The sequence below is a fragment of the Variovorax sp. PEI5 genome (assembly GCF_056679935.1).
In genome coordinates, this window is sequence record NZ_JBWXPH010000002.1 from 476,367 (window position 1) to 496,275 (window position 19,909).

Here is a 19,909-nt window from a genome sequence, read left to right on the forward strand (position 1 = left end):
GTGGCGTTCGCCCCCCGGCCCATCACCGCCGGCGCCGCCGCCGGGATCCTCCCCCCAACCCGCCGACGATGCGCCCCGCCAGGGACCGTGTCGAGGCATCGCATCTCGAACTGCCATGTCGACCTTCAAATCGTTCCTGCGCTCGGGCCACTCGCCCACCCTTTTCGCCGCCTTCCTGTACTTCGCGTTCTCGTGCTGCATCTGGGTGCTCAACGGCGCCATGGCGCCCTTCATCGGCGAGACCTTCAACCTGACGCCGGCGCAGAAGGGCCTGATGCTGTCGGTGCCCATCATCGCGGGCGCGCTGATGCGCTTCCCGCTGGGCATCCTGTCGCAGTACATCGGCCGCAAGAACGCCACGCTGGTCGAGATGGGCCTGATCGCGGTGGCGATGCTCTACGGCTTCTTCATGGTCGAGAGCTACAGCGACCTGATCGCCATGGGCGTGCTGCTGGGCATCGCCGGAGCCAGCTTCGGCGTCGCGCTGTCGCTCGGCTCGGGCTCGTTCCCGCCCCAGCACAAGGGCCTGGCGATGGGCCTGGTGGGCGCCGGCAACGTCGGCACGGCGGTGTCGGTGCTGGTCGCGCCGCCCCTGGCGCAATGGCTCGGCTGGCAGGCCGTCTATGGCGTCGCCGCCGCCGCCATCCTGATCCCGATGGTGGTGATGATCGTCTTCGCGCAGGAGCCGCCGGATGTCGACAGCCACGCCAGCTTCCGCGCGCACGTGGCCTGCCTGTTCGAGAAGGACGGCTGGGTCTTCAGCCTGATCTACGGCGTGACCTTCGGCGGCTTCATCGGCCTGACGACCTTCCTGCCGTCCTACTACTACGACCAGTTCGGCGTCTCCAAGGTGCAGGCCGGCCAGCTGACCATGCTGGCGGCCTTCATGGGCGCGGCGGTGCGCGTGGTGGGCGGCTGGATCTCCGACCGCTGGGGTGGCGTCAACACGCTGACGGTGGTGCTGCTGGTGGTGGCGGTGGGCCTGGCGCTGGTCGGCATGAGCTCGGCCTCGCTGGTGCTGACGACCCTGCTGCTGATCGTCTGCTTCGCGGCACTGGGCGCCGGCAACGGCGCGCTGTTCCAGCTGGTGCCCCTGCGCTGGCCGGCCTCCACGGCCGTGGCCGGCTCGATGATCGGCGAGATCGGCGCCCTGGGCGGCGGCCTGGTGCCCAATGCCATGGGCCTGTCGAAGCAGTACCTGGGCAGCTATGTCTGGGGCTTCGTGTTCTTCGCCGCGCTGTCGCTCATCATGCTGGGCGTGATGCGCGTCATGCAGATCCGGTGGACCCGCACCTGGGCCGAGAAGGGCGGCCGCGCCCGCGTCGCGCCCGCTCCGTCCGCCGCCGCGCCGACCGGCGTCCGCAAGGCCCCGGCGACGCGCCGCCCGGCCCGGCCCTGATCGCGTCCGACACGGCCCGAGCCATGAAGACGTCATCGTCCGGCCGCCCCCGGGACCGCTCAGCGCGGCAGGAACAGCAGCCAGACCAGCAGCACCAGGTTGAACAGCAGCGACACCGCCAGGCCGATGCGCAGCAGCAGCACGCGGTCGCGGTGGATCAGCGGGATCGCCGCCGGCGCCGCCACCGGCCGGGAGGCGCCGCGCTCCAAGGCCAGCAGCAGCTCCTCGGCGGTCTCGAAGCGCTCGCGCGGATCGCGCGCGATGGCGCGGCGCACCAGGTGGTCGAGCCACAGCGGCACGTCCGGCCGCAGGCCGGAGAGCGCCGCCGGATCGCGCCGGTAGCGCCCGAGCTGGTAGGGCTCGATCTCGCCATGGGGCAGCCGGCCGGCGAGCCACTGGTAGAGCGTGACGCCGAGCGCGAACAGGTCGCTGCCGGCATCGGCCTCGGCGCCCTCCCATTGCTCCGGATTGATGTAGCTGGGCGTGCCGGCGTGCAGGGCGCGGCTGGCCGGGTCCTCGCGCCCCGACAGCGCCACGCCCAGGTCGAGCAGGCGCCAGCGGCCGTCGTCGCCCCGGTGCAGGTTGCCGGGCTTGACGTCGCGATGCACCACGCCGTTGCGATGCAGGCGGCCGAGCGCGCGCGTCCACTGGATGGCGGCCTCCACCACCTCGGCCACGGGCGCCGGGCCCTCGGCCTGGCGCTGCTCCAGCGTGCGGCCGCCATGCCAGTCGAAGACGATGTAGAGCGCGCTGGCGCCGGGATGGCGCGGATGCACCCGCACGAAGCCGGCATCGCCGCGCGCGCCCACGCGCAGGCCGAGCCAGGCCTCGTGGGCCAGCATGGCGCGTTCCTGGGGATCGCCGGCGCGCGCCGGGTGCAGCGTCTTGAGCGCCACCAGGGCGCGCGTGTCACGCTCGCGCGCCTGGTAGATCAGGTGCAGGCCGGTGTCGGCGACGCGCGCGGTGACGGTGTAGCCGTCGAGGGTGTCGCCGATCTTCAGTGGCGGCGGCGCGTTCAGCCGGCGGGCATCGACCCGCTCGTCGTCGAGCTGGCGCGCGTCCAGCCCGACCACGCGCAGCACCAGCGCGGTGGCGTTGTCGCGCGTGCCGGCCGCCAGCGCCGCCTGCACCAGCGCCTCGCTGGCGGCGGCGACGTCGCCGGAGCGCAGCGCCAGCTCGCCGATGCGCGCGTCCTTCAGCACGCCATGCACGCCATCGGTGGTGAGCACGAAGCAGTCGCCCACCCGCACCTCGCCCTGCGCGTAGTCGATGCGGACCTGGTCGTCCAGGCCGACCGCGCGCGTGAGCCGCGACCGCAGGTCGCGCTGGTCGAAGGCATGGTCCTGCGTCAGGCGCGCGACCTCGACCGCGCCCCCGGCGCCCTCGGCGCGCACGTGCCAGGCGCGCGTGTCGCCGACGTGGGCCAGGGTGTAGTGGTGGCCCTGCAGGGCCAGCGCGGTCAGCGTGGTGAGTCCGGTGCGGGCGTCCTGGCGGCGCGCGTTGTGGCTCGCCAGCCAGGTGTTCTGGGCGCCGATCAGGCGATCCAGCGCCACCGTCGACTCCCAGGTGTCCGGCGTGGCGAAGTAGTCCGCCAACAGGCCCATGACGGTGGTCTGCGCCGCCTCCAGTCCGCCGCCGCCGCTGGACACGCCATCGGCGATGGCGGCGATCAGGCCGCGCGCCTCCTCGCCCGAGGGCGCCCGCACGGCGCCGGCGAAATCCTCGTTCAGTTCGCGCGGCCCCCGGTGGCTGCTGTAGCCGATCTCGACGTCGAAGCTCATGGCGCGATTGTTGTCCACGCGCCGGGCATCGCATTTGCTTTGGACCCCCGAAAGGATCAACCCCGATGAAACGACTCAAACTGGTGCTGGTGGGCAATGGCATGGCGGGTGTGCGCACCATCGAGGAGCTGCTCAAGCTCGCGCCCGACATGTACGACATCACGGTGTTCGGCGCCGAGCCGCATCCGAACTACAACCGCATCCTGCTGTCGCCGGTGCTGGCGGGCGAGCAGACCATCGACGAGATCGTGCTCAACGGCTGGGACTGGTACGCCGACCACGGCATCACCCTGCATGCCGGCAGGAAGGTCACCGAGGTCGATCGCATCGGGCGCCTCGTGCGCGCCGTCGGCCCCGATGGCGAAGTGGTCGAGACCACCTACGACCGGCTGCTGCTGTGCACCGGCTCCAATCCCTTCATCCTGCCGGTGCCGGGCAAGGACCTAAAGGGCGTGATCGGCTATCGCGACATCGCCGACACCGACTACATGATCGAGACCGCCAGGACCCACAGGCATGCCGTGGTCATCGGCGGCGGCCTGCTGGGGCTGGAGGCCGCCAACGGCCTGATGCTGCGCGGCATGCAGGTGACGGTGGTGCACAACAGCGGCTGCCTGATGGACCGCCAGCTCGACACCGTCGCCGGCGGCCTGCTGCGCCAGTCGCTCGAGGGGCGCGGACTGTCGTTCCGCCTGGCCGCCCAGACGCAGGAGCTGGTCGACGACGGCGCCGGCCGCGTGAAGGCGGTGCGCTTCAAGGAGGGCCCGGAAGTGCCGGCCGACCTGGTGGTGATGGCGGTGGGCATCCGCCCGAACACGGCGCTGGCCGAGTCGATGCGCCTGCACTGCAATCGCGGCATCGTCGTCAACGACACCCTGCAGACCGTGACCGATCCGCGCGTGTATTCGGTCGGCGAATGCGCGGCGCATCGCGGCATCGCCTATGGCCTGGTGGCGCCATTGTTCGAGCAGGCCAAGGTGGCGGCCAACCACCTGGCGCAGTGGGGCATCGGGCGCTACCAGGGCTCGCTGACCTCGACCAAGCTCAAGGTCACGGGCATCGACCTGTTCAGCGCCGGCGAATTCCAGGGCGGCGAGGGCACCGAGGAGATCGTCATGAGCGACCCCTTCGGCGGCGTCTACAAGAAGCTGGTGCTCAAGGACGACAAGCTGATCGGCGCCTGCCTCTATGGCGACACCTCCGACGGCAGCTGGTACTTCAAGCTGCTGCGCGACGGCCGCAGCATCGCCGACATCCGCGAGAAGCTGATGTTCGGCGAGTCCAACATCGGCGACACCGGCCACGAGGGCCACAGCAAGGCCGCCACCATGCCCGACGAGGCCGAGGTCTGCGGCTGCAACGGCGTCACCAAGGGCACCATCTGCAAGGCGATCCGCGAGAAGGGCCTGTTCACGCTCGACGAAGTCAAGAAGCACACCAAGGCCAGCGCCTCGTGCGGCTCGTGCACCGGCCTGGTCGAGCAGATCCTGATGTTCACCGCCGGCGGCGACTACTCGGCCGCGCCCGGCAAGAAGGCCGTCTGCGGCTGCACCGACGCCAGCCACCAGGACGTGCGCGACGCCATCCGCGAGCAGAAGTACCTGACCCACGCCCAGGTCTACGCCGGCCTGGGCTGGCGCACCAGCGATGGCTGCGCGACCTGCCGCCCGGCGGTCAACTACTACCTGATCAGCACCTGGCCGAAGGAGGCCCGGGACGATCCGCAGAGCCGCTTCGTCAACGAGCGCAGCCACGCCAACATCCAGAAGGACGGCACCTATTCGGTGATCCCGCGCATGTGGGGCGGCCACACCACGCCCGACGAGCTGCGCCGCATCGCCGATGCCGCCGACAAGTACAAGATCCCGACCGTCAAGGTCACCGGCGGCCAGCGCATCGACCTGCTGGGCGTCAAGAAGGAGGACCTGCCGGGCGTCTGGAAGGACATCGGCATGCCCTCGGGCTTCGCCTATGGCAAGTCGCTGCGCACGGTGAAGACCTGCGTGGGCAGCGAGTGGTGCCGCTTCGGCACCCAGGACTCGACGCAGATGGGCAAGGACATCGAGCATGCCCTGTGGGCCATGTATTCGCCGCACAAGGTCAAGATCGCCGTCAGCGGCTGCCCGCGCAACTGCGCCGAGGCCGGCATCAAGGACGTCGGCGTGATCGGCGTCGACTCGGGCTGGGAGATCTATGTCGGCGGCAACGGCGGCATCAAGACCGAGGTGGCGCAGTTCCTGGTCAAGGTGAAGACGGCGGCCGAGGTCATGGAGTACACCGGCGCCTTCCTGGCGCTCTACCGCACCGAGGCCTGGTACCTGGAGCGCACCGTGCACTACATCGCCCGCGTCGGCCTGGACCACGTGAAGAAGCGCATCCTGGACGACGCCGAGGGCCGGCGCGCGCTGTGGGAGCACCTGCAGTTCGCGCTCGACGGCGAACCCGACCCGTGGTTCGAATCGGTGCAGGCGTCGGTCGACGTGCGCCAGTTCGTGCCGGTGGCCGAGGTGCCGGCCTGAGCCCGGCGCACGACATCTTCGAGACGCAAGACCCACCCACGACGAGAGGAACGGTTCCCATGAACGACTGGACGACGATCTGCCGCCTGGAGGACATCCCGGTGCTGGGCGCGCGCCGCGTGGCGCGCCCGGCGGGCGTGGCGGTGGCGGTGTTCCGCACCGCCGACGATGCCGTGTTCGCCCTGCTCGACCGCTGCCCGCACAAGGGCGGCCCGCTGTCGCAGGGCATCGTGTTCGGCCACAGCGTGGCGTGCCCGCTGCACAACTGGACCATCGCGCTGGACGACGGCTGCGCCCGCGCGCCCGACGATGGCTGCGTACCGCGCTTCGCCTGCAGGGTGGAGGCCGGAGCCGTGCTGCTGGATGCCGGCGAGCTGGCCCGCCACGCGCTCGACCTCGAGGCCCCGCGCGCCGGCCCCGGCGCGGCCACGGCCGGCGCGCTGGACGACGAGAGCTTCTCGGTGCAGGCGCCGCATGGCGCGTGAACGCCTCATGACCGTGGTCCCGGACCCCGCCATCGCGCCGCGCGAGACGCGTTCGACCTGCCCCTACTGCGGGGTCGGCTGCGGCGTGATCATCGAATCCATCGGCGCGCAGATCACCGGCGTGCGCGGCGATCCCGCGCATCCGGCCAACTTCGGGCGCCTGTGCACCAAGGGCTCGACCCTGCACCTGACGGCCGCCGCCGAGGTGACGCGCCAGACGCGCCTGCTGCAGCCCCTGCGGCGCCGCGCGCGCGATGCCGAGCCGGTGCCGATCGGCTGGGACGAGGCGCTCGACGAGGCCGCCACGGTCTTCGCCGACACCATCGCCACGCACGGACCCGATGCCGTCGGCTTCTACATCTCCGGCCAGCTGCTGACCGAGGACTACTACGTCTTCAACAAGCTGGTGAAGGGCCTGATCGGCACCAACAACCTCGACACCAACTCGCGCCTGTGCATGAGCAGCGCGGTCGCCGGCTACAAGAAGACGCTGGGCGCCGACGCGCCGCCGGCCTGCTACGAGGACCTCGACCACGCGAGCTGCCTGTTCATCATCGGCAGCAACACGGCGTGGGCGCATCCGATCCTGTTCCGCCGCATCGAGGACGCCCGGCGCGCGCAGCCCGGGATGAGGATCGTGGTGGTCGATCCGAGGCGCACCGACACCTGCGAGATCGCCGACCTGCACCTGGCGATCCAGCCCGGCACCGATGTCATGCTGATGCACGGCATGCTGCACCTGATGCTGTGGGAGGGCTGGACGAAGCCCGAGTACATCGCCGCCCACACCAGCGGCTTCGAGGCCCTGCGCGCGCTGGTGCGCGACTGCACGCCCGAGCGCGTGGCGCAGGTCTGCGGCATCACGGCCGACGACCTGCTGACCGCGGCACGGTGGTTCGCGACCTCGCCGGCGACGCTCAGCCTGTACTGCCAGGGCCTGAACCAGTCGTCCTCCGGCACCGCCAAGAACGCGGCGCTGGTGAACCTGCACCTGGCGACGGCGCAGATCGGCCGGCCGGGCGCCGGACCGCTGTCGCTGACCGGCCAGCCCAACGCCATGGGCGGCCGCGAGGTCGGCGGCATGGCCAACCTGCTGGGCGGCCACCGCGACATGGCCAGCGCCGAGCACCGCGCCGAGATCGCGGCGCTGTGGGGCGTGCCCGACGTGCCGGCGCGGCCGGGCCTCACGGCGATCGAGATGTTCGAGGCCGCGGCCGACGGCCGGATCAAGGCGCTGTGGATCTCCTGCACCAACCCGGCGCAGTCGATGCCCGACCAGGCCATGGTGCGGCGCGCGCTGGAACGCTGCGAGTTCGTGGTGGTGCAGGAGGCCTTCGCCACCACCGCCACCTGCGCCCGCGCCGACCTGCTGCTGCCCGCCACCACCTGGGGCGAGAAGGTCGGCACGGTCACCAACAGCGAGCGCCGCATCTCGCGCGTGCGGCCGGCCGTGGCGGCGCCGGGGCAGGCGCGGCACGACTGGTCGGCCGTGGCCGACTTCGCGCAGCGGCTGGAGCGGCGCCTGCCGCCGGTCGGCTCCGGCACGCTGTTCCCCTATGCGCTGGACGAGGCCGACGGCGCCGAGGCGATCTGGTGCGAGCACCGCGAATCGACGCGTGGCCGCGACCTCGACATCACCGGCCTGTCCTGGGCCATGCTCGACGACCTCGGTCCACAGCAGTGGCCGGTGCCCGCCGGCGCCACGGCCGGCCGCGCGCGGCTCTACGAGGACGGCGTCTTCCCGACGCCCGATGGCCGCGCCCGCTTCCATGCCGCGCCCTACCGCCCGGTCGCCGAGCCGCGCGAGGCGCGCTATCCGTTCGCGCTCAACACCGGCCGTCTGCGCGACCAGTGGCACGGCATGAGCCGCACCGGCACGCTCGGGCGGCTGTTCGGCCACGCGCCGGAGCCGGTGGTGCAGCTCAACCCGCAGGACCTGGCGCGGCGCCAGCTGCGTGACGGCGACCTGGTGCACGTGACCTCGCGGCGCGGCTCGGTGGTGATCCCGGCGCAGGCGAGCGCGGAGATCGGTCTCGGCCAGGCCTTCATCGCCATGCACTGGGGCGCCGAATACCTCGGCGGCCGCTCCAGCACCGGCGAGCCCATCGCCGGCGTCAACGCGCTCACCACGCCGGCCTGCTGCCCCGACTCCCGGCAGCCCGAACTCAAGCACGCGGCCGTGAAGATCCTGAAGGCCGAGCTGCCCTGGGGCCTGCTGGCGATGGCCTGGCTGCCGGCGGAACGCGCGCTGGCCGTGGAGCGGTCCCTGCGCGCGCTGATGCCGGGCTTCGAGTTCGCGAGCTGCGTGCCCTTCGGCACCGGCGCCGCCCTGGTCGCCGGCAACGCCGGCGCCGGCGAACGCACCGGCATGCTGCTGCGCGCGGCGGCCCACCAGGCACCGGACGATGCCCTGCTGCAGCGCATCGAGACCCTGCTCGGACTCGCCGGCGCCGATACGCTGCGCTACGTCGACGCGCGCCACGGCCAGCGTCGGGCGGCCCGGCTGGTGCGCACCGGCGATGGCACGGAAGCCCACCTGGAGGGCTTCCTGCTGGGTGGCGACATCCGCGCCGAAGCCTGGATCCGGACCCTGCTGCAGGAGCAGCTGCCGGCGCAGACCTTCGGCCGGCTGCTGCTGCGCCCGGGCGCCACGGCCCCGGCCGGCGTGGCCGCGCGCGGCAAGATCGTCTGCAGCTGCTTCGGCATCACCGAGACGGCCATCGCCGACACCCTGGCCACCAGCCCCGGCCCGGACAGGGAACGCCTGGCCCTGCTGCAGGGCACGCTGAAGTGCGGCACCAACTGCGGCTCCTGCATCCCCGAACTGCAGCGCATGGTGCGCGCCGCCGCCCCGGCCGCCGCCGTGCCGGTGCCGCTCTGAACGGCGGCCGCCGACGACCGACGACGCCACCACCCCACCGACGAGAACGCCTCCACGATGACCGCCCCCATCTCCTCCTCCACACCCACTTCCTCGTCCTCGCCGTCCGCCACCTCGTCCCCGGCGGGCCGCTGCACCCTGGTGGGCGCCGGCCCGGGCGACCCGGAGCTGCTGACCCTCAAGGCCGTCAAGGCCATCGGCGCGGCGACGGTGCTGTTCGTCGACGACCTGGTCAACGAGGAGATCGTCACGGCCCACGCGCGCCCCGACGCGCGCATCGTCCACGTGGGCAAGCGAGGCGGCTGCAAGAGCACGCCCCAGGCCTTCATCGAGAAGCTCATGATCACGGCCGTGCGCGCGGGCGAGACGGTGGTGCGCCTCAAGGGTGGCGACCCGTTCATCTTCGGGCGCGGCGGCGAGGAGGTCGAGCACCTGCGCGCGGCCGGCATCGAGGTGGCGGTGGTCAACGGCATCACCGCCGGACTCGCCGCGGTCACCTCGCTGGGCGTGCCGCTGACCCACCGCGACCACGCCCAGGGCGTGGTGTTCGTCACCGGCCATGCCAAGACCGGCGCGGCCGCGCCGCAGGACCCGACCGACTGGCGCGCCCTGGCGACCCTGGTGCGCGACGCGCGCCTGACCCTGGTGGTCTACATGGGGGTGGCCGGCGCGGCGCACATCCAGGCCGAACTGCTCCATGGCCTGCCCGGCAGCACGCCGGTGGCGGTGATCCAGCATGCCAGCCTGCCCCACCAGCGCCACGTGGCCACCACCCTGGAGCGGCTGGCGACGGCCATCGGCGAGGCCGGACTGGGCAGCCCCTCGGTGATCGTGGTGGGCGACGTGCTGCGCGGCCTGGCCGCCGCGGCACTGCCGGCCGCGCGCTTCGGCACCTGACACCTCACGAAGGAAGACCTTGAACACCCTCATCAAAGCCGCCGAACTCTGGCTGCCCGACGCCGACGGCCAGCTCCTCGAACTGACGGGTGGCCTCTACGGCGCCGCCGCCGCCTTCGGCTTCCTCAGCCGGGGCATGTGCTTCGGCCGCGGCGAGGGCCTGCCCGGCATGGCCTGGGAGGAACGCCGGCCGATCCTGCTGAAGGACCTGCGGACCGGTCCGTTCCGCCGCGCCGAGGCGGCCCGCTCGGCCGGCCTGAGCTGCGCGGTGGCGCATCCGGTCTTCGTCGAGGATCGCTTCAAGGCCGTGGTGCTGCTGTTCTGCGGCGATGTCGAGGCCGAGGTCGGCGCCGTCGAGCTGTGGCGCAACGATCCGCGCGTGACGCCCGACATGACCCTGGCCGATGGCTACTACGGCGCCACGCCGGATGGTTTCGAGGCGGCGTCGAACGACACCTACCTGGAGCGCGGCACCGGCCTGCCCGGGCTGGCCTGGCAGCACGAGGCCTCGGTCCACTTCGCCGACCTGTCGCGCTCGGCCAGCTTCCCGCGCGCCGCCGCCGCCGCCTCGGCCGGCATCCGCAGCGGCCTGGCTTTCCCCTGCCCGGTGCCGGGCCGCGAGAACTACGCGGTCAGTTTCCTGTGGCCGGCGGACATCCCGGCGGCGCGGCGCATCGAGAGCTGGATCCGGGTCGGCGAGGACGCGACGCCGACCCTGGCCTACGCGGTCGATGGCGATGGCGCGGCGGCGGCCGGATCGGCGGCCGGCGGACCCGACGCGGTCGTGCTGCGGGCCTTCGCCACGGCGGTCCCGGCGCTCGCGCCCCAGCCCGGTCCGGGCGGCCATGGCGTGCTGGCGTTGCCGATCGCCATCGATGGCGGCGTGACCGAAGTCCTGGCCTTCTCGATCTGACGCGAGCCCTGGCAGAGCCGCGCGACGGCGTCTGTTGGGGTATTCACGTGTGAAATAAGCACGCTTTCGGCTTCGGATACTTCCTAGTATCCGATCCATGACGTTGCCCTCCCTTCGGCCCTCCGCCCTCTGGAGCGTCGCCCACCACACCGCCTCCAAGGGCGGTTTCGTTACTTGTTGTTTCGAAGATACCGGGTAAACCCTGCGTTTTGAGGTCGAAAGTCTTCCTAAAATTTATTCAAGTTGAATTAATTAATAGTGCTTGCGTACCTCCGGTACTTTGATGCACTCCAGGAGACACCCCGTGATTTCAGAAGGCCCCGGTCGAGGCGCGAACTCAAACAGCCTGCGCCTCTACAACGAGCGCACGCTGTTGCAACGGCTGCGCCGTGCCGGCGAAGCCTCGAAGGCCGACCTGGCGCGCTGGGCCAAGCTCACCAACACCGCCGTCGGCAGCATCGTGCAGTCGCTGGAGGAGGCGCAGCTCATCGAGCCGGCCGGTCGCCGCCAGGATGGCCAGCGCGGCCAGCCCGCCGGGCTCTACCGCATCAATCACGAGGGCGCCTACGGCATCGGCGTGCGGCTCGACCGCACCAGCATCGAGAGCGTGCTGATCGACCTCGGCGGCAACATCCTGGCGCGCGAGTCGCACGACCTGCTGCTGCCCGACCCCGAACGGACGCTGGCCATGGTGCGCAAGGACGTGGCGCGCCTCCTGACCGTGCTCGATGCCGGCCAGCGCCGCCGCTTCATGGGCGTCGGCCTGGCGCAGCCCTACAACCTGGGCAGCTGGCTGCGCGAACTCGACCTCAAGGCCGATTTCCGGGTCTGGGACGAGGTCGACTTCGGCGCCATGCTGGCGCAGGCCGTGCATCTCCCGGTGTTCCGCGAGAACGACGGCAACGCCGCCGCCATCGCCGAACTGTTCTTCGGCGTCGGGCGCGAGGAGAACGACTTCCTCTATGTCTTCATCGGTCCGGCGCTGGGCGCCGGCGCGGTGATGGGCGGCGAGAGCCTGCGCGGCGCCACCGGCAACGCGGCCGACCTCGGACTGATGCCGGTGCCCGCGAGCCTGCTGGATTCGGCGCCGCCGCCCGAGCGCCGCTGGGACATCCTGCTGTCGCGCGCCTCGCTCAACTCGCTCTCGCGCCACCTGCGCCACCACGGCGTGCAGGTGCGCGGCAATGCCGACCTCGAGGCCTGCGTGCGCTCCGGCCGCGCCGAACTCGGCGAATGGCTCGACGACTGCGTCGATGCCCTGGTGCCCTCGATCCGCGCCACCCTGGCCGTCCTGGACCTGCCGGTGGTGGTGCTCGACTGCGACATCGACGGCGGCCTGGTCGGCGAGCTGATGCGGCGCGTCGACGCCGGCCTGCGGCTGATCGCGCCGGAAGCGCGCCAGACGCCGCGCCTGCTGCGCGGCAGCTTCCGCGCCGATGCCGGCGCCATCGGCGCGGCGAGCCTGCCGATGTTCTTCAATTTCTCGCCCCGCGCCGATGTGCTGCGCGGGCGCTCGCACCGCCACCAACTGGAGACGATTCATGCCTGAGCCCACGGCCGCGCTGCTGGAACTGCGCAAGATCTCGAAGACCTTCCCGGGCGTGAAAGCGCTGCGCGACGTGCGCCTGACCGCGCGCGCCGGCCACATCCACGCCCTGATGGGCGAGAACGGCGCCGGCAAGTCGACGCTGATGAAGGTGCTCTCGGGCGCCTACATGCCCGATGCCGGCGCCGAGATCCTGATCGACGGCCGCCGCGTCGAGATCGACGGCCCGCTGGCGGCCAAGAACCTCGGCGTCTCGGTGATCTACCAGGAACTCAGCCTGGCACCCAACCTGACGGTGGCCGAGAACGTCTACATGGGCCGGCCGTTGCGCCGCGCCGGCCTGGTCGACCGCGCCGGCATGACCCGCGCCTGCGAGGCCACGCTGACGCGCCTGGGCGCCGACTTCGGCCCGACCACGCGCGTCGAGACGCTGTCGATCGCCCAGCGCCAGCTGGTGGAGATCGCCCGCGCCGTGCACTTCGACTGCCGCATCCTGGTGATGGACGAGCCGACCACGCCGCTGTCGACCCACGAGACCGACCGCCTGTTCGTGCTGATCCGCCGCCTGCGCGACGAAGGCCTGGCGATCCTCTACATCAGCCACCGCATGGACGAGATCGACGAGCTGGCCGACGAGGTCACGGTGCTGCGCGACGGCACCTATGTCGGCACGCTCTCGCGCGCCGAGCTGACCCGCGACAAGCTGGTGAAGATGATGGTCGGGCGCGATCTCTCGGGCTTCTACCGCAAGGAGGGCTCGGGCCACCACACCGGCGAGAAGGCCCTGAGCGTGACCGGCCTGGCCGACGGCCGCCGCGTGCACGGCTGCAGCTTCGAGCTGCATGCCGGCGAGGTGCTGGGCCTGGCCGGCCTGGTGGGCGCCGGGCGTACCGAACTCGCCCGCCTGATCTTCGGCGCCGATCCACGCACCGCCGGCCAGGTCTCGCTCAACGGCAGCGGCCGGCTGCTCGACATCCGCCAGCCGATCGACGCCATCCGCTCGGGCATCCTCTATCTGACCGAGGACCGCAAGGGCCAGGGCCTGTTCCTGGACCTCTCGGTGCGCGACAACATCAACGTCATGGTCTGCCCGAGCGATGCCGGCGCCGGCGGCGTGATGGACGGCCGGCGCGCCGTGAAGCGCGCCAACGACGCCATCGAGCAGCTGTCGATCCGCGTGCCCTCGTCCAAGGTCAACGTCGGCTCGCTGTCGGGCGGCAACCAGCAGAAGGTGCTGCTCGCGCGCCTGCTGGAGCTGGGCCCGCGCGTGCTGATCCTGGACGAGCCCACGCGCGGCGTCGACATCGGCGCCAAGAGCGAGATCTACCGGCTCATCGACGAGCTGGCGCGTCGCGGCGTCGCCGTGCTGGTGATCTCCAGTGAACTGGCCGAGGTGGTGGGCATCTGCGACCGCGTGCTGGTGATGCGCGAGGGCCATCTCGTGGGCGAGGTCGGCGGCGCGAGCGGCCAGCCGATCACCCAGGAGAACATCGTCGCGCTGGCCACCGGCGCCGATGTCGTCCACGCGCCGGTGCTGCACTGACGCCATCGCGTCGCGCCCGAGCCGACCCCACCCGACCCGACTGCATCCGTTTCCACGACACCCCCTCCTCCACCCACCGACGACGAAGAACAATCCGGAGCCACCCATGAACGAATCGACCTCCAACGCCCTCACGGGGGTGGAAGCCTCCACCACCTCCTCGACGCCGATCGAGCCGCGCATGAGCAGCGCCTCCAGCGGCAAGGACCTGGTGCGCGCCCTGGGCATGCTGCCGGTGCTGGTGCTGCTGTGCATCGGCTTCAGCTTCGCCAGCGAGAACTTCTTCAGCCTGCAGAACCTGTCGATCATGACGCAGCAGGCCTCGATCAACATCGTGCTGGCCGCGGGCATGACCTTCGTCATCCTGACCGGCGGCATCGACCTGTCGGTCGGCTCGATCCTGGCGGCCTCGGCGGTGGTGGCGATGCTGGTGTCGAACATCCCCGAGTTCGGCATGCTCGGCATCGCCGCCGGCATGGCCTGCGGCCTGCTGTTCGGCCTCATCAACGGCGTGCTGATCGCCTTCGTCAAGCTGCCCTCGTTCATCGTCACGCTCGGCTCGCTGACGGCGGTGCGCGGCATCGCGCGGCTGGTGGGCAACGACACCACGGTCTTCAACCCCAACCTGCCCTTCGCCTTCATCGGCAACGGCGACGTGCTGGGCGTGCCATGGCTGGTGGTCATCGCCTTCGCGGTGGTGGCGCTGTCGTGGTTCATCCTGCGCCGCACGGTGCTGGGCCTGAACATCTACTCGGTCGGCGGCAACCCCGAGGCCGCGCGCCTGGCGGGCATCAAGGTCTGGGCGGTGCTGCTGTTCGTCTACTGCACCTCGGGCCTGCTGTCCGGCCTGGGCGGCGTGATGGCCTCGGCCCGTCTCTACGCGGCCAACGGCCTGCAGCTGGGCGCCTCCTACGAGCTCGACGCCATCGCGGCGGTCATCCTGGGCGGCACCAGCTTCGTCGGCGGCACCGGCTCCATCCTGGGCACGCTGATCGGCGCGCTGATCATCGCGGTGCTGACCAACGGCCTGATCCTGATGGGCGTCTCCGACATCTGGCAGTACATCGTCAAGGGCCTGGTGATCATCGGCGCCGTCGCGCTGGACAGCTATCGCCGCCGCGGCTCCGCCCGCACCTGAAGACCCCCGAGTCCTTTTTCCCTTTCTTTTCCGTTCCCGTTTTTCCCAGGAGACATTCCATGCGCAAGACCATCCTCGCCCTGACCGTCCTCGCCGCCGCCCTCGCGGCCCCCGCCGTGCAGGCGCAGAACAAGCAGATCAAGAACGTCGGCATCACGCTCGGCTCGCTGGGCAATCCGTTCTTCGTCTCGCTGTCCAAGGGCGCCGAGGCCAAGGTCAAGCAGCTCAACCCGAGCGCCAAGGTGACCACGCTGTCGGCCGACTACGACCTCAACAAGCAGTTCTCGCAGATCGACGGCTTCATCGCCGCCGGCACCGACCTGATCCTGGTCAACGCCGTCGACGCCCGCGCCATCGAGCCGGCGCTCATGAAGGCCAAGAAGGCCGGCATCGCGGTGGTCGGCGTCGACGTCGCGGCCAACGGCGCCGATGCCACGGTGCAGACCAACAACGTGCAGGCCGGCGAGATCGCCTGCCAGTTCATCGTCGAGAAGCTCGGCGGCAAGGGCAACGTGATCATCCAGAACGGCCCGCAGGTCTCGGCCGTGATCGACCGCGTCAACGGCTGCAAGTCGGTGTTCAAGAAGAACCCGGACATCAAGGTGCTGTCGGACGACCAGGACGCCAAGGGCTCGCGCGAGGGCGGCCTGAACGTGATGCAGAACCACCTCACGCGCTTCCCCAAGGTCGACGCCGTGTTCGCCATCAACGACCCGCAGGCCGTGGGCATCGACCTGGCCGCGCGCCAGCTCAACCGCAAGAACATCGTCATCGCCTCGGTCGATGGCGCCCCGGACATCGAGAACGCGCTCAAGAGCGACACGCAGGTGCAGGCCTCGGCCAGCCAGGATCCCTACGCCATCGCCCAGAAGGCGGTCGAGATCGGCCAGGACCTGATCAACGGCAAGAAGCCCGCCAACGCCATGACGCTGCTGCCCTCGACCCTGGTCACGCGCGCCAACGTCAAGGACTACAAGGGCTGGTCGGCACCGCGCTGAGCCCCGGCGCGTCCGGCGAATCCCCACTCGTTCACACACACCAACCAGGGAGAACGGCCATGTTCGTGGTCTGCGGCGAAGCACTGATGGATGTCTACACGGGCGCCTCCACGCCCACCGGCCTGATGCTCGATGCGCGCATCGGCGGCTCGCCACTCAACGTGGCGCAGGGGCTGGCCCGGCTCGGACGGCCGGTGGCCTTCCTGACCGGCCTGTCGAGCGACGCCATCGGCGAGCGCCTGATGGCATCGCTGGCCGCCGAGGGCGTCGACACCTCCCTGGTGCTGCGCAACGACGCGCCCAGCACCCTCAGCATGGTGCTGGTCGATGCGCTGGGCGTGCCGCGCTATGCCTTCCACGGCGATGGCGCGGCCGACCGCCAGATCACCAACGAGACCCTGCCGAACCTGCCGGCGGCGACCCGCGCGCTGCAGTTCGGCTCCTATGCGCTGGCGGTCGAGCCGGTGGGCAGCGCCCTGCGCGCCCTGGCCGCGCGCGAGTGCGACCGCCGTCTGGTGGCCTACGACCTCAACGTGCGCCTGAACGTCGAGCCCGACATCGCGCACTGGCGCGGCGTCGTCGAATACATGGTCCCGTTCTCGCACGTCCTCAAGACCAGCGACGAGGACCTCGACCTGCTCTATCCGGACGAGACGCCCGAGCAGGTCGCCGCGCGCTGGCTCGACCAGGGCGCGGCCCTGGTGATCGTGACGCGCGGCCCGCATGGCGCCACCGCCTGGACGCGCGCGACGCGGGTCACCGCGCCGTCGCCACGCATCGAGGTGGTCGACACGGTCGGCGCCGGCGACACCTTCCAGGCCGCCTTCCTCACCTGGCTCGACGAGCGCGACCTGCTGACGCCCGGCGCGGTCGCCGCGCTCGACGCCACGCAGCTCGAGGCCATGCTGCGCTTCGCGGCGCGCGCGGCCTCCATCACCTGCTCGCGCCGCGGCGCCGACATGCCCCGGCGCCAGGAACTCGACTGACGACGGGCATCCGCCGCGCCGGGGCCCACAATGGGCCACTGCAACGGAGGACCCGCCATGACCCGCTTCGTCGACGTCCCGACCATGTCCCGGCTGATCCAGGCGATCGGCCTGCCGCGCTTCATCGGCGAGCTCGCCGATGCCATCCAGGCCGACTTCCTGCGTTGGGACGAGTTCGACAAGTCGGCGCGCCCGGCCTGCCACTCGCCGCTCGGCGTCATCGAGCTGATGCCGGTCGCCGGCCCCGACACCTACGCCTTCAAGTACGTCAACGGCCATCCGGGCAACACCGCGCGCGGGCTCTACACGGTGATGGCCTTCGGCGTCCTGGCTGAGGTGGCGACCGGCCGGCCGGTGCTGCTGTCGGAACTGACCCTGGCCACGGCGCTGCGCACCTGCGCCACCTCGCTGGTGGCCGCGCGCGCGCTGGCGCGGCCGGCATCGCGCCGCATGGCACTGATCGGCAACGGCGCGCAGAGCGAATTCCAGGCCTTGGCCTTCCACCTGCACCTGGGCATCGACGAGCTGACGCTGTACGACGTCGATCCGCGCGCGACCGACCGGCTGGCGCGCCACCTCGCGCCCTGGCCGGACCTGCGCCTGATCCGCTGCGGCTCCATCGCCGAGGCCGTGCGCGGCGCCGACATCGTGACCACCCTGACCGCCGACAAGACCCGCGCCACCATCCTGACGCCCGGGATGATCGAGCCGGGCATGCATGTCAACGCCGTCGGCGGTGACTGCCCGGGCAAGACCGAATTGCATGCCGACGTGCTGCGCGGCGCCCGCGTGGTGGTGGAGTACGAGCCGCAGACCCGCGTCGAGGGCGACATCCAGCAGTTGCCGGCGGATTTCCCGGTGGTCCCTCTCTGGCGCGTGCTGGCCGGGACGGCGGCCGGGCGGCAGTCGGCGGACCAGGTCACGGTGTTCGACTCGGTCGGCTTCGCGCTGGAGGACTATTCGACATTGCGCTACGTGCTGGCGCAGTCGCAGCGACATGGCCTGGGCGTGGAGATCGACCTGGTGCCGGCGACCGACGATCCGAAGGACCTGTTCCGCCACATCCGCGCGGCGCCGGACGCGGCCCTCGGAGGCGGCGGCGGCGGCGCCGCCGCCGCCGCCGGCTCAGCCGACGTCGAGCGTGGTGGTGTGCTTGGAGGCGTCGCCGTCGTCGACGTCGGACAGGTCCATCGTGAAGCAGGTGCCCCGGCCCTCGACCGAGCGCACCTGGAGGCGGGCGTTGAGCACCTTTGACAGGCGCGAGACGATCGACAGGCCGAGTCCCATGCCATCGACCGCTGGCGCATCGGCGCGGTCGACGCGATAGAACTCCTCGAAGACCCGGTCGATGTCGCGCGCCGGGATGCCCAGGCCCTGATCCCAGACCTGGACCCGCACGCCCTGGTGGTGGCGGCGGAAGGCCAGCAGGATGCGACGACCCGGCGGGCTGTACTTGATGGCGTTGCCCAGCACGTTGCCGATCATGCGCTGCAACCGCACCGAGTCGCTGCGGATGACGACGGCGACGCCCCGCACCCGCAGCTCGATGCCCCGGGCGGCGGCCAGCGGCCCGAACTGCACGCCCAGGCTCTCCATGAGATCGGCCGTGCGCACCTTCTCGACCTGCAGGATCACCTGGCTGCTCTCGAAGTTGGCGAGATCGAACAGCGACTCGAACATGTGCTTGACCGCCTGGCTGGCGGTGGCGATCTTCGGCGCCAGCTCGGTCTGCATCTCCGGATAGGACACCAGGTACTCGGCATACAGCGACAGCGCCATGACCGGCTGGCGCATGTCGTGCGCGGCGGCGGCGAGGAAGCGGTTCTTGGTCTCGACGGCGGCGCGCGCCTCCTGCTCCTTCTGCTGGATGTCGTACTGCAGGCCGAACTGCTCGCGCTGGTTCTGGTGGATGCCCTGGCCATAGTGGCCGAGCAGCCACCAGTAGAAGACCGAGATGCCCAGCAGCAGGTAGTGCGGCACCTCGGTCGACGAGTCGCGCGTCGCCGTCATGATCAGGATCACGCCGACGAGGATGACGAACAGCGTATGGGTGTAGATGCGCTGCAGCCGCGGCACCAGGGCCACGCTGGTCAGCGGGGCGGAGGCGGCGCAGGCCAGCACCAGCCAGCAGCCGAGCTGGTTGTAGACCGGGATGCGGTCGAAGCTGAAGATCAGCGAGGCGCCCCAGAGCGCACCGTGCAGGCCGTAGATCGGCCGCATGGTGCGCACGAAGCGCTCCTGCGAGACATCGTCGTCGAAGGCGCCGCTGCGCAGGTAGCGCACCTCGGCGCGCTGCCGCACCGCCAGGATCGACAAGCCGGCGATCAGCCACAGGAGCAGCGCGGCCGAGGTGGCATGGCCCCAGCAGCAGACGACGAAGATCGTCATCAGCGTGCCGCCGACGTTCTGCCGGAAGCGGCTGCCGCGCAGGAAGATGGTCAGCAGGCCGGTGCGGATCGAACGCTCGCGCGCGCCGACTTCGCCATCGCCCTCGGCGGTCGCCGGCAGCACCGGAGGCGGCGCCGGCGGTTGCGCCTCGCGGCCGCCGATCGGGGGACCGGCCGCCTCGGGCGCCCCCGCCCGCGCCACCCGCCCGCCGGAACCCATCGCCTCGATCGGCTGCAGCCCGGAGTCCGACATGAAGCGCGACTGCGGCCCCAGGAAGGCGATGGCCCGTAGATTCGATGGAAGGCGGAAGCGCACGAGGGAAAGGGTTGGATGCCAGGCCCAGTCCTGGCGAGTGGACATTTTCGGTGCGTCAAATGTCACGAGGACGCGGATGGACCCATCGTTGCAAAAAAATGTGTCTCAGCGTACTTTTCC

13 protein-coding genes and 1 pseudogene are annotated in these 19,909 nt (G+C 71.0%); 12 read left to right on the forward strand and 2 right to left on the reverse strand.

Annotated elements, in window-relative coordinates:
- Window positions 1-115: 115 nt before the first annotated feature.
- Window positions 116-1,399 carry an MFS transporter gene (locus AC1MLT_RS18685; protein WP_481035623.1) on the forward strand — a complete coding sequence of 428 codons (1,284 nt, stop codon included), beginning with the start codon at window positions 116-118 and terminating at the stop codon, window positions 1,397-1,399.
- Window positions 1,400-1,458: 59 nt separating this feature from the next.
- Here the strand turns inward: AC1MLT_RS18685 and AC1MLT_RS18690 are convergent, their stop codons facing one another.
- Window positions 1,459-3,180, reverse strand: coding sequence for a bifunctional protein-serine/threonine kinase/phosphatase (locus AC1MLT_RS18690; protein ID WP_481035624.1), 1,722 nt, complete (start codon window positions 3,178-3,180; stop codon window positions 1,459-1,461).
- A gap of 65 nt (window positions 3,181-3,245) precedes the next feature.
- Between AC1MLT_RS18690 and nirB the strand changes: the two genes are divergently transcribed.
- From nirB to AC1MLT_RS18745, 11 genes and pseudogenes are all read left to right on the forward strand, one after another.
- Window positions 3,246-5,699 (forward strand): nitrite reductase large subunit NirB, encoded by a 2,454-nt coding sequence (nirB, locus tag AC1MLT_RS18695; protein ID WP_481035625.1) that lies wholly within the window; start codon window positions 3,246-3,248, stop codon window positions 5,697-5,699.
- Between the two features lie 59 nt (window positions 5,700-5,758).
- Entirely contained in the window at window positions 5,759-6,184 is a 426-nt protein-coding gene (nirD, locus tag AC1MLT_RS18700; RefSeq protein ID WP_481035627.1) for a nitrite reductase small subunit NirD, read from the forward strand.
- Window positions 6,174-9,065, forward strand: a complete 2,892-nt coding sequence (locus tag AC1MLT_RS18705; protein WP_481035628.1) for a nitrate reductase — start codon at window positions 6,174-6,176, stop codon at window positions 9,063-9,065. Before nirD ends, AC1MLT_RS18705 begins: the two co-directional genes overlap by 11 nt.
- 57 nt (window positions 9,066-9,122) lie before the next feature.
- Window positions 9,123-9,962 (forward strand): uroporphyrinogen-III C-methyltransferase, encoded by an 840-nt coding sequence (cobA, locus tag AC1MLT_RS18710; RefSeq protein ID WP_481035630.1) that lies wholly within the window; start codon window positions 9,123-9,125, stop codon window positions 9,960-9,962.
- A gap of 19 nt (window positions 9,963-9,981) precedes the next feature.
- Window positions 9,982-10,875, forward strand: coding sequence for a hypothetical protein (locus tag AC1MLT_RS18715; protein ID WP_481035632.1), 894 nt, complete (start codon window positions 9,982-9,984; stop codon window positions 10,873-10,875).
- 304 nt (window positions 10,876-11,179) lie between these two features.
- Entirely contained in the window at window positions 11,180-12,424 is a 1,245-nt protein-coding gene (locus AC1MLT_RS18720; RefSeq protein WP_481035633.1) for an ROK family protein, read from the forward strand.
- Window positions 12,417-13,964 carry a sugar ABC transporter ATP-binding protein gene (locus AC1MLT_RS18725; RefSeq protein WP_481035635.1) on the forward strand — a complete coding sequence of 516 codons (1,548 nt, stop codon included), beginning with the start codon at window positions 12,417-12,419 and terminating at the stop codon, window positions 13,962-13,964. The genes AC1MLT_RS18720 and AC1MLT_RS18725 overlap by 8 nt, the downstream gene beginning before the upstream one ends.
- A 181-nt stretch (window positions 13,965-14,145) precedes the next feature.
- On the forward strand, window positions 14,146-15,102 hold the full coding sequence (locus AC1MLT_RS18730) for an ABC transporter permease subunit (RefSeq protein ID WP_481035853.1): 957 nt from the start codon (window positions 14,146-14,148) through the stop codon (window positions 15,100-15,102).
- 59 nt (window positions 15,103-15,161) lie between these two features.
- Window positions 15,162-16,100 carry an ABC transporter substrate-binding protein gene (locus tag AC1MLT_RS18735; RefSeq protein ID WP_481035636.1) on the forward strand — a complete coding sequence of 313 codons (939 nt, stop codon included), beginning with the start codon at window positions 15,162-15,164 and terminating at the stop codon, window positions 16,098-16,100.
- Between the two features lie 59 nt (window positions 16,101-16,159).
- Window positions 16,160-17,086 carry a carbohydrate kinase family protein gene (locus AC1MLT_RS18740; RefSeq protein WP_481035637.1) on the forward strand — a complete coding sequence of 309 codons (927 nt, stop codon included), beginning with the start codon at window positions 16,160-16,162 and terminating at the stop codon, window positions 17,084-17,086.
- Window positions 17,087-17,143: 57 nt separating this feature from the next.
- Window positions 17,144-18,154, forward strand: a pseudogene (locus tag AC1MLT_RS18745) (ornithine cyclodeaminase); the annotation flags it as partial.
- A 57-nt stretch (window positions 18,155-18,211) separates the two neighbouring features.
- Here AC1MLT_RS18745 and AC1MLT_RS18750 read toward each other — a convergent pair.
- A complete protein-coding gene (locus tag AC1MLT_RS18750) occupies window positions 18,212-19,834 on the reverse strand; it encodes a sensor histidine kinase (RefSeq protein ID WP_481035639.1) in 1,623 nt (540 codons plus the stop codon).
- Between the last annotated feature and the right edge of the window lie 75 nt (window positions 19,835-19,909).

Excerpts from the sequence above, each read along its gene's own strand:
- AC1MLT_RS18685 (WP_481035623.1), top strand. The coding sequence starts at position 116 with ATGTCGACCTTCAAATCGTTCCTGCGCTCGGGCCACTCGCCCACCCTT.
- AC1MLT_RS18690 (WP_481035624.1), bottom strand. The coding sequence starts at position 3,180 with ATGAGCTTCGACGTCGAGATCGGCTACAGCAGCCACCGGGGGCCGCGC.
- nirB (WP_481035625.1), top strand. The coding sequence starts at position 3,246 with ATGAAACGACTCAAACTGGTGCTGGTGGGCAATGGCATGGCGGGTGTG.
- nirD (WP_481035627.1), top strand. The coding sequence starts at position 5,759 with ATGAACGACTGGACGACGATCTGCCGCCTGGAGGACATCCCGGTGCTG.
- AC1MLT_RS18705 (WP_481035628.1), top strand. The coding sequence starts at position 6,174 with ATGGCGCGTGAACGCCTCATGACCGTGGTCCCGGACCCCGCCATCGCG.
- cobA (WP_481035630.1), top strand. The coding sequence starts at position 9,123 with ATGACCGCCCCCATCTCCTCCTCCACACCCACTTCCTCGTCCTCGCCG.
- AC1MLT_RS18725 (WP_481035635.1), top strand. The coding sequence starts at position 12,417 with ATGCCTGAGCCCACGGCCGCGCTGCTGGAACTGCGCAAGATCTCGAAG.
- AC1MLT_RS18730 (WP_481035853.1), top strand. The coding sequence starts at position 14,146 with ATGAGCAGCGCCTCCAGCGGCAAGGACCTGGTGCGCGCCCTGGGCATG.
- AC1MLT_RS18735 (WP_481035636.1), top strand. The coding sequence starts at position 15,162 with ATGCGCAAGACCATCCTCGCCCTGACCGTCCTCGCCGCCGCCCTCGCG.
- AC1MLT_RS18740 (WP_481035637.1), top strand. The coding sequence starts at position 16,160 with ATGTTCGTGGTCTGCGGCGAAGCACTGATGGATGTCTACACGGGCGCC.
- AC1MLT_RS18750 (WP_481035639.1), bottom strand. The coding sequence starts at position 19,834 with ATGTCCACTCGCCAGGACTGGGCCTGGCATCCAACCCTTTCCCTCGTG.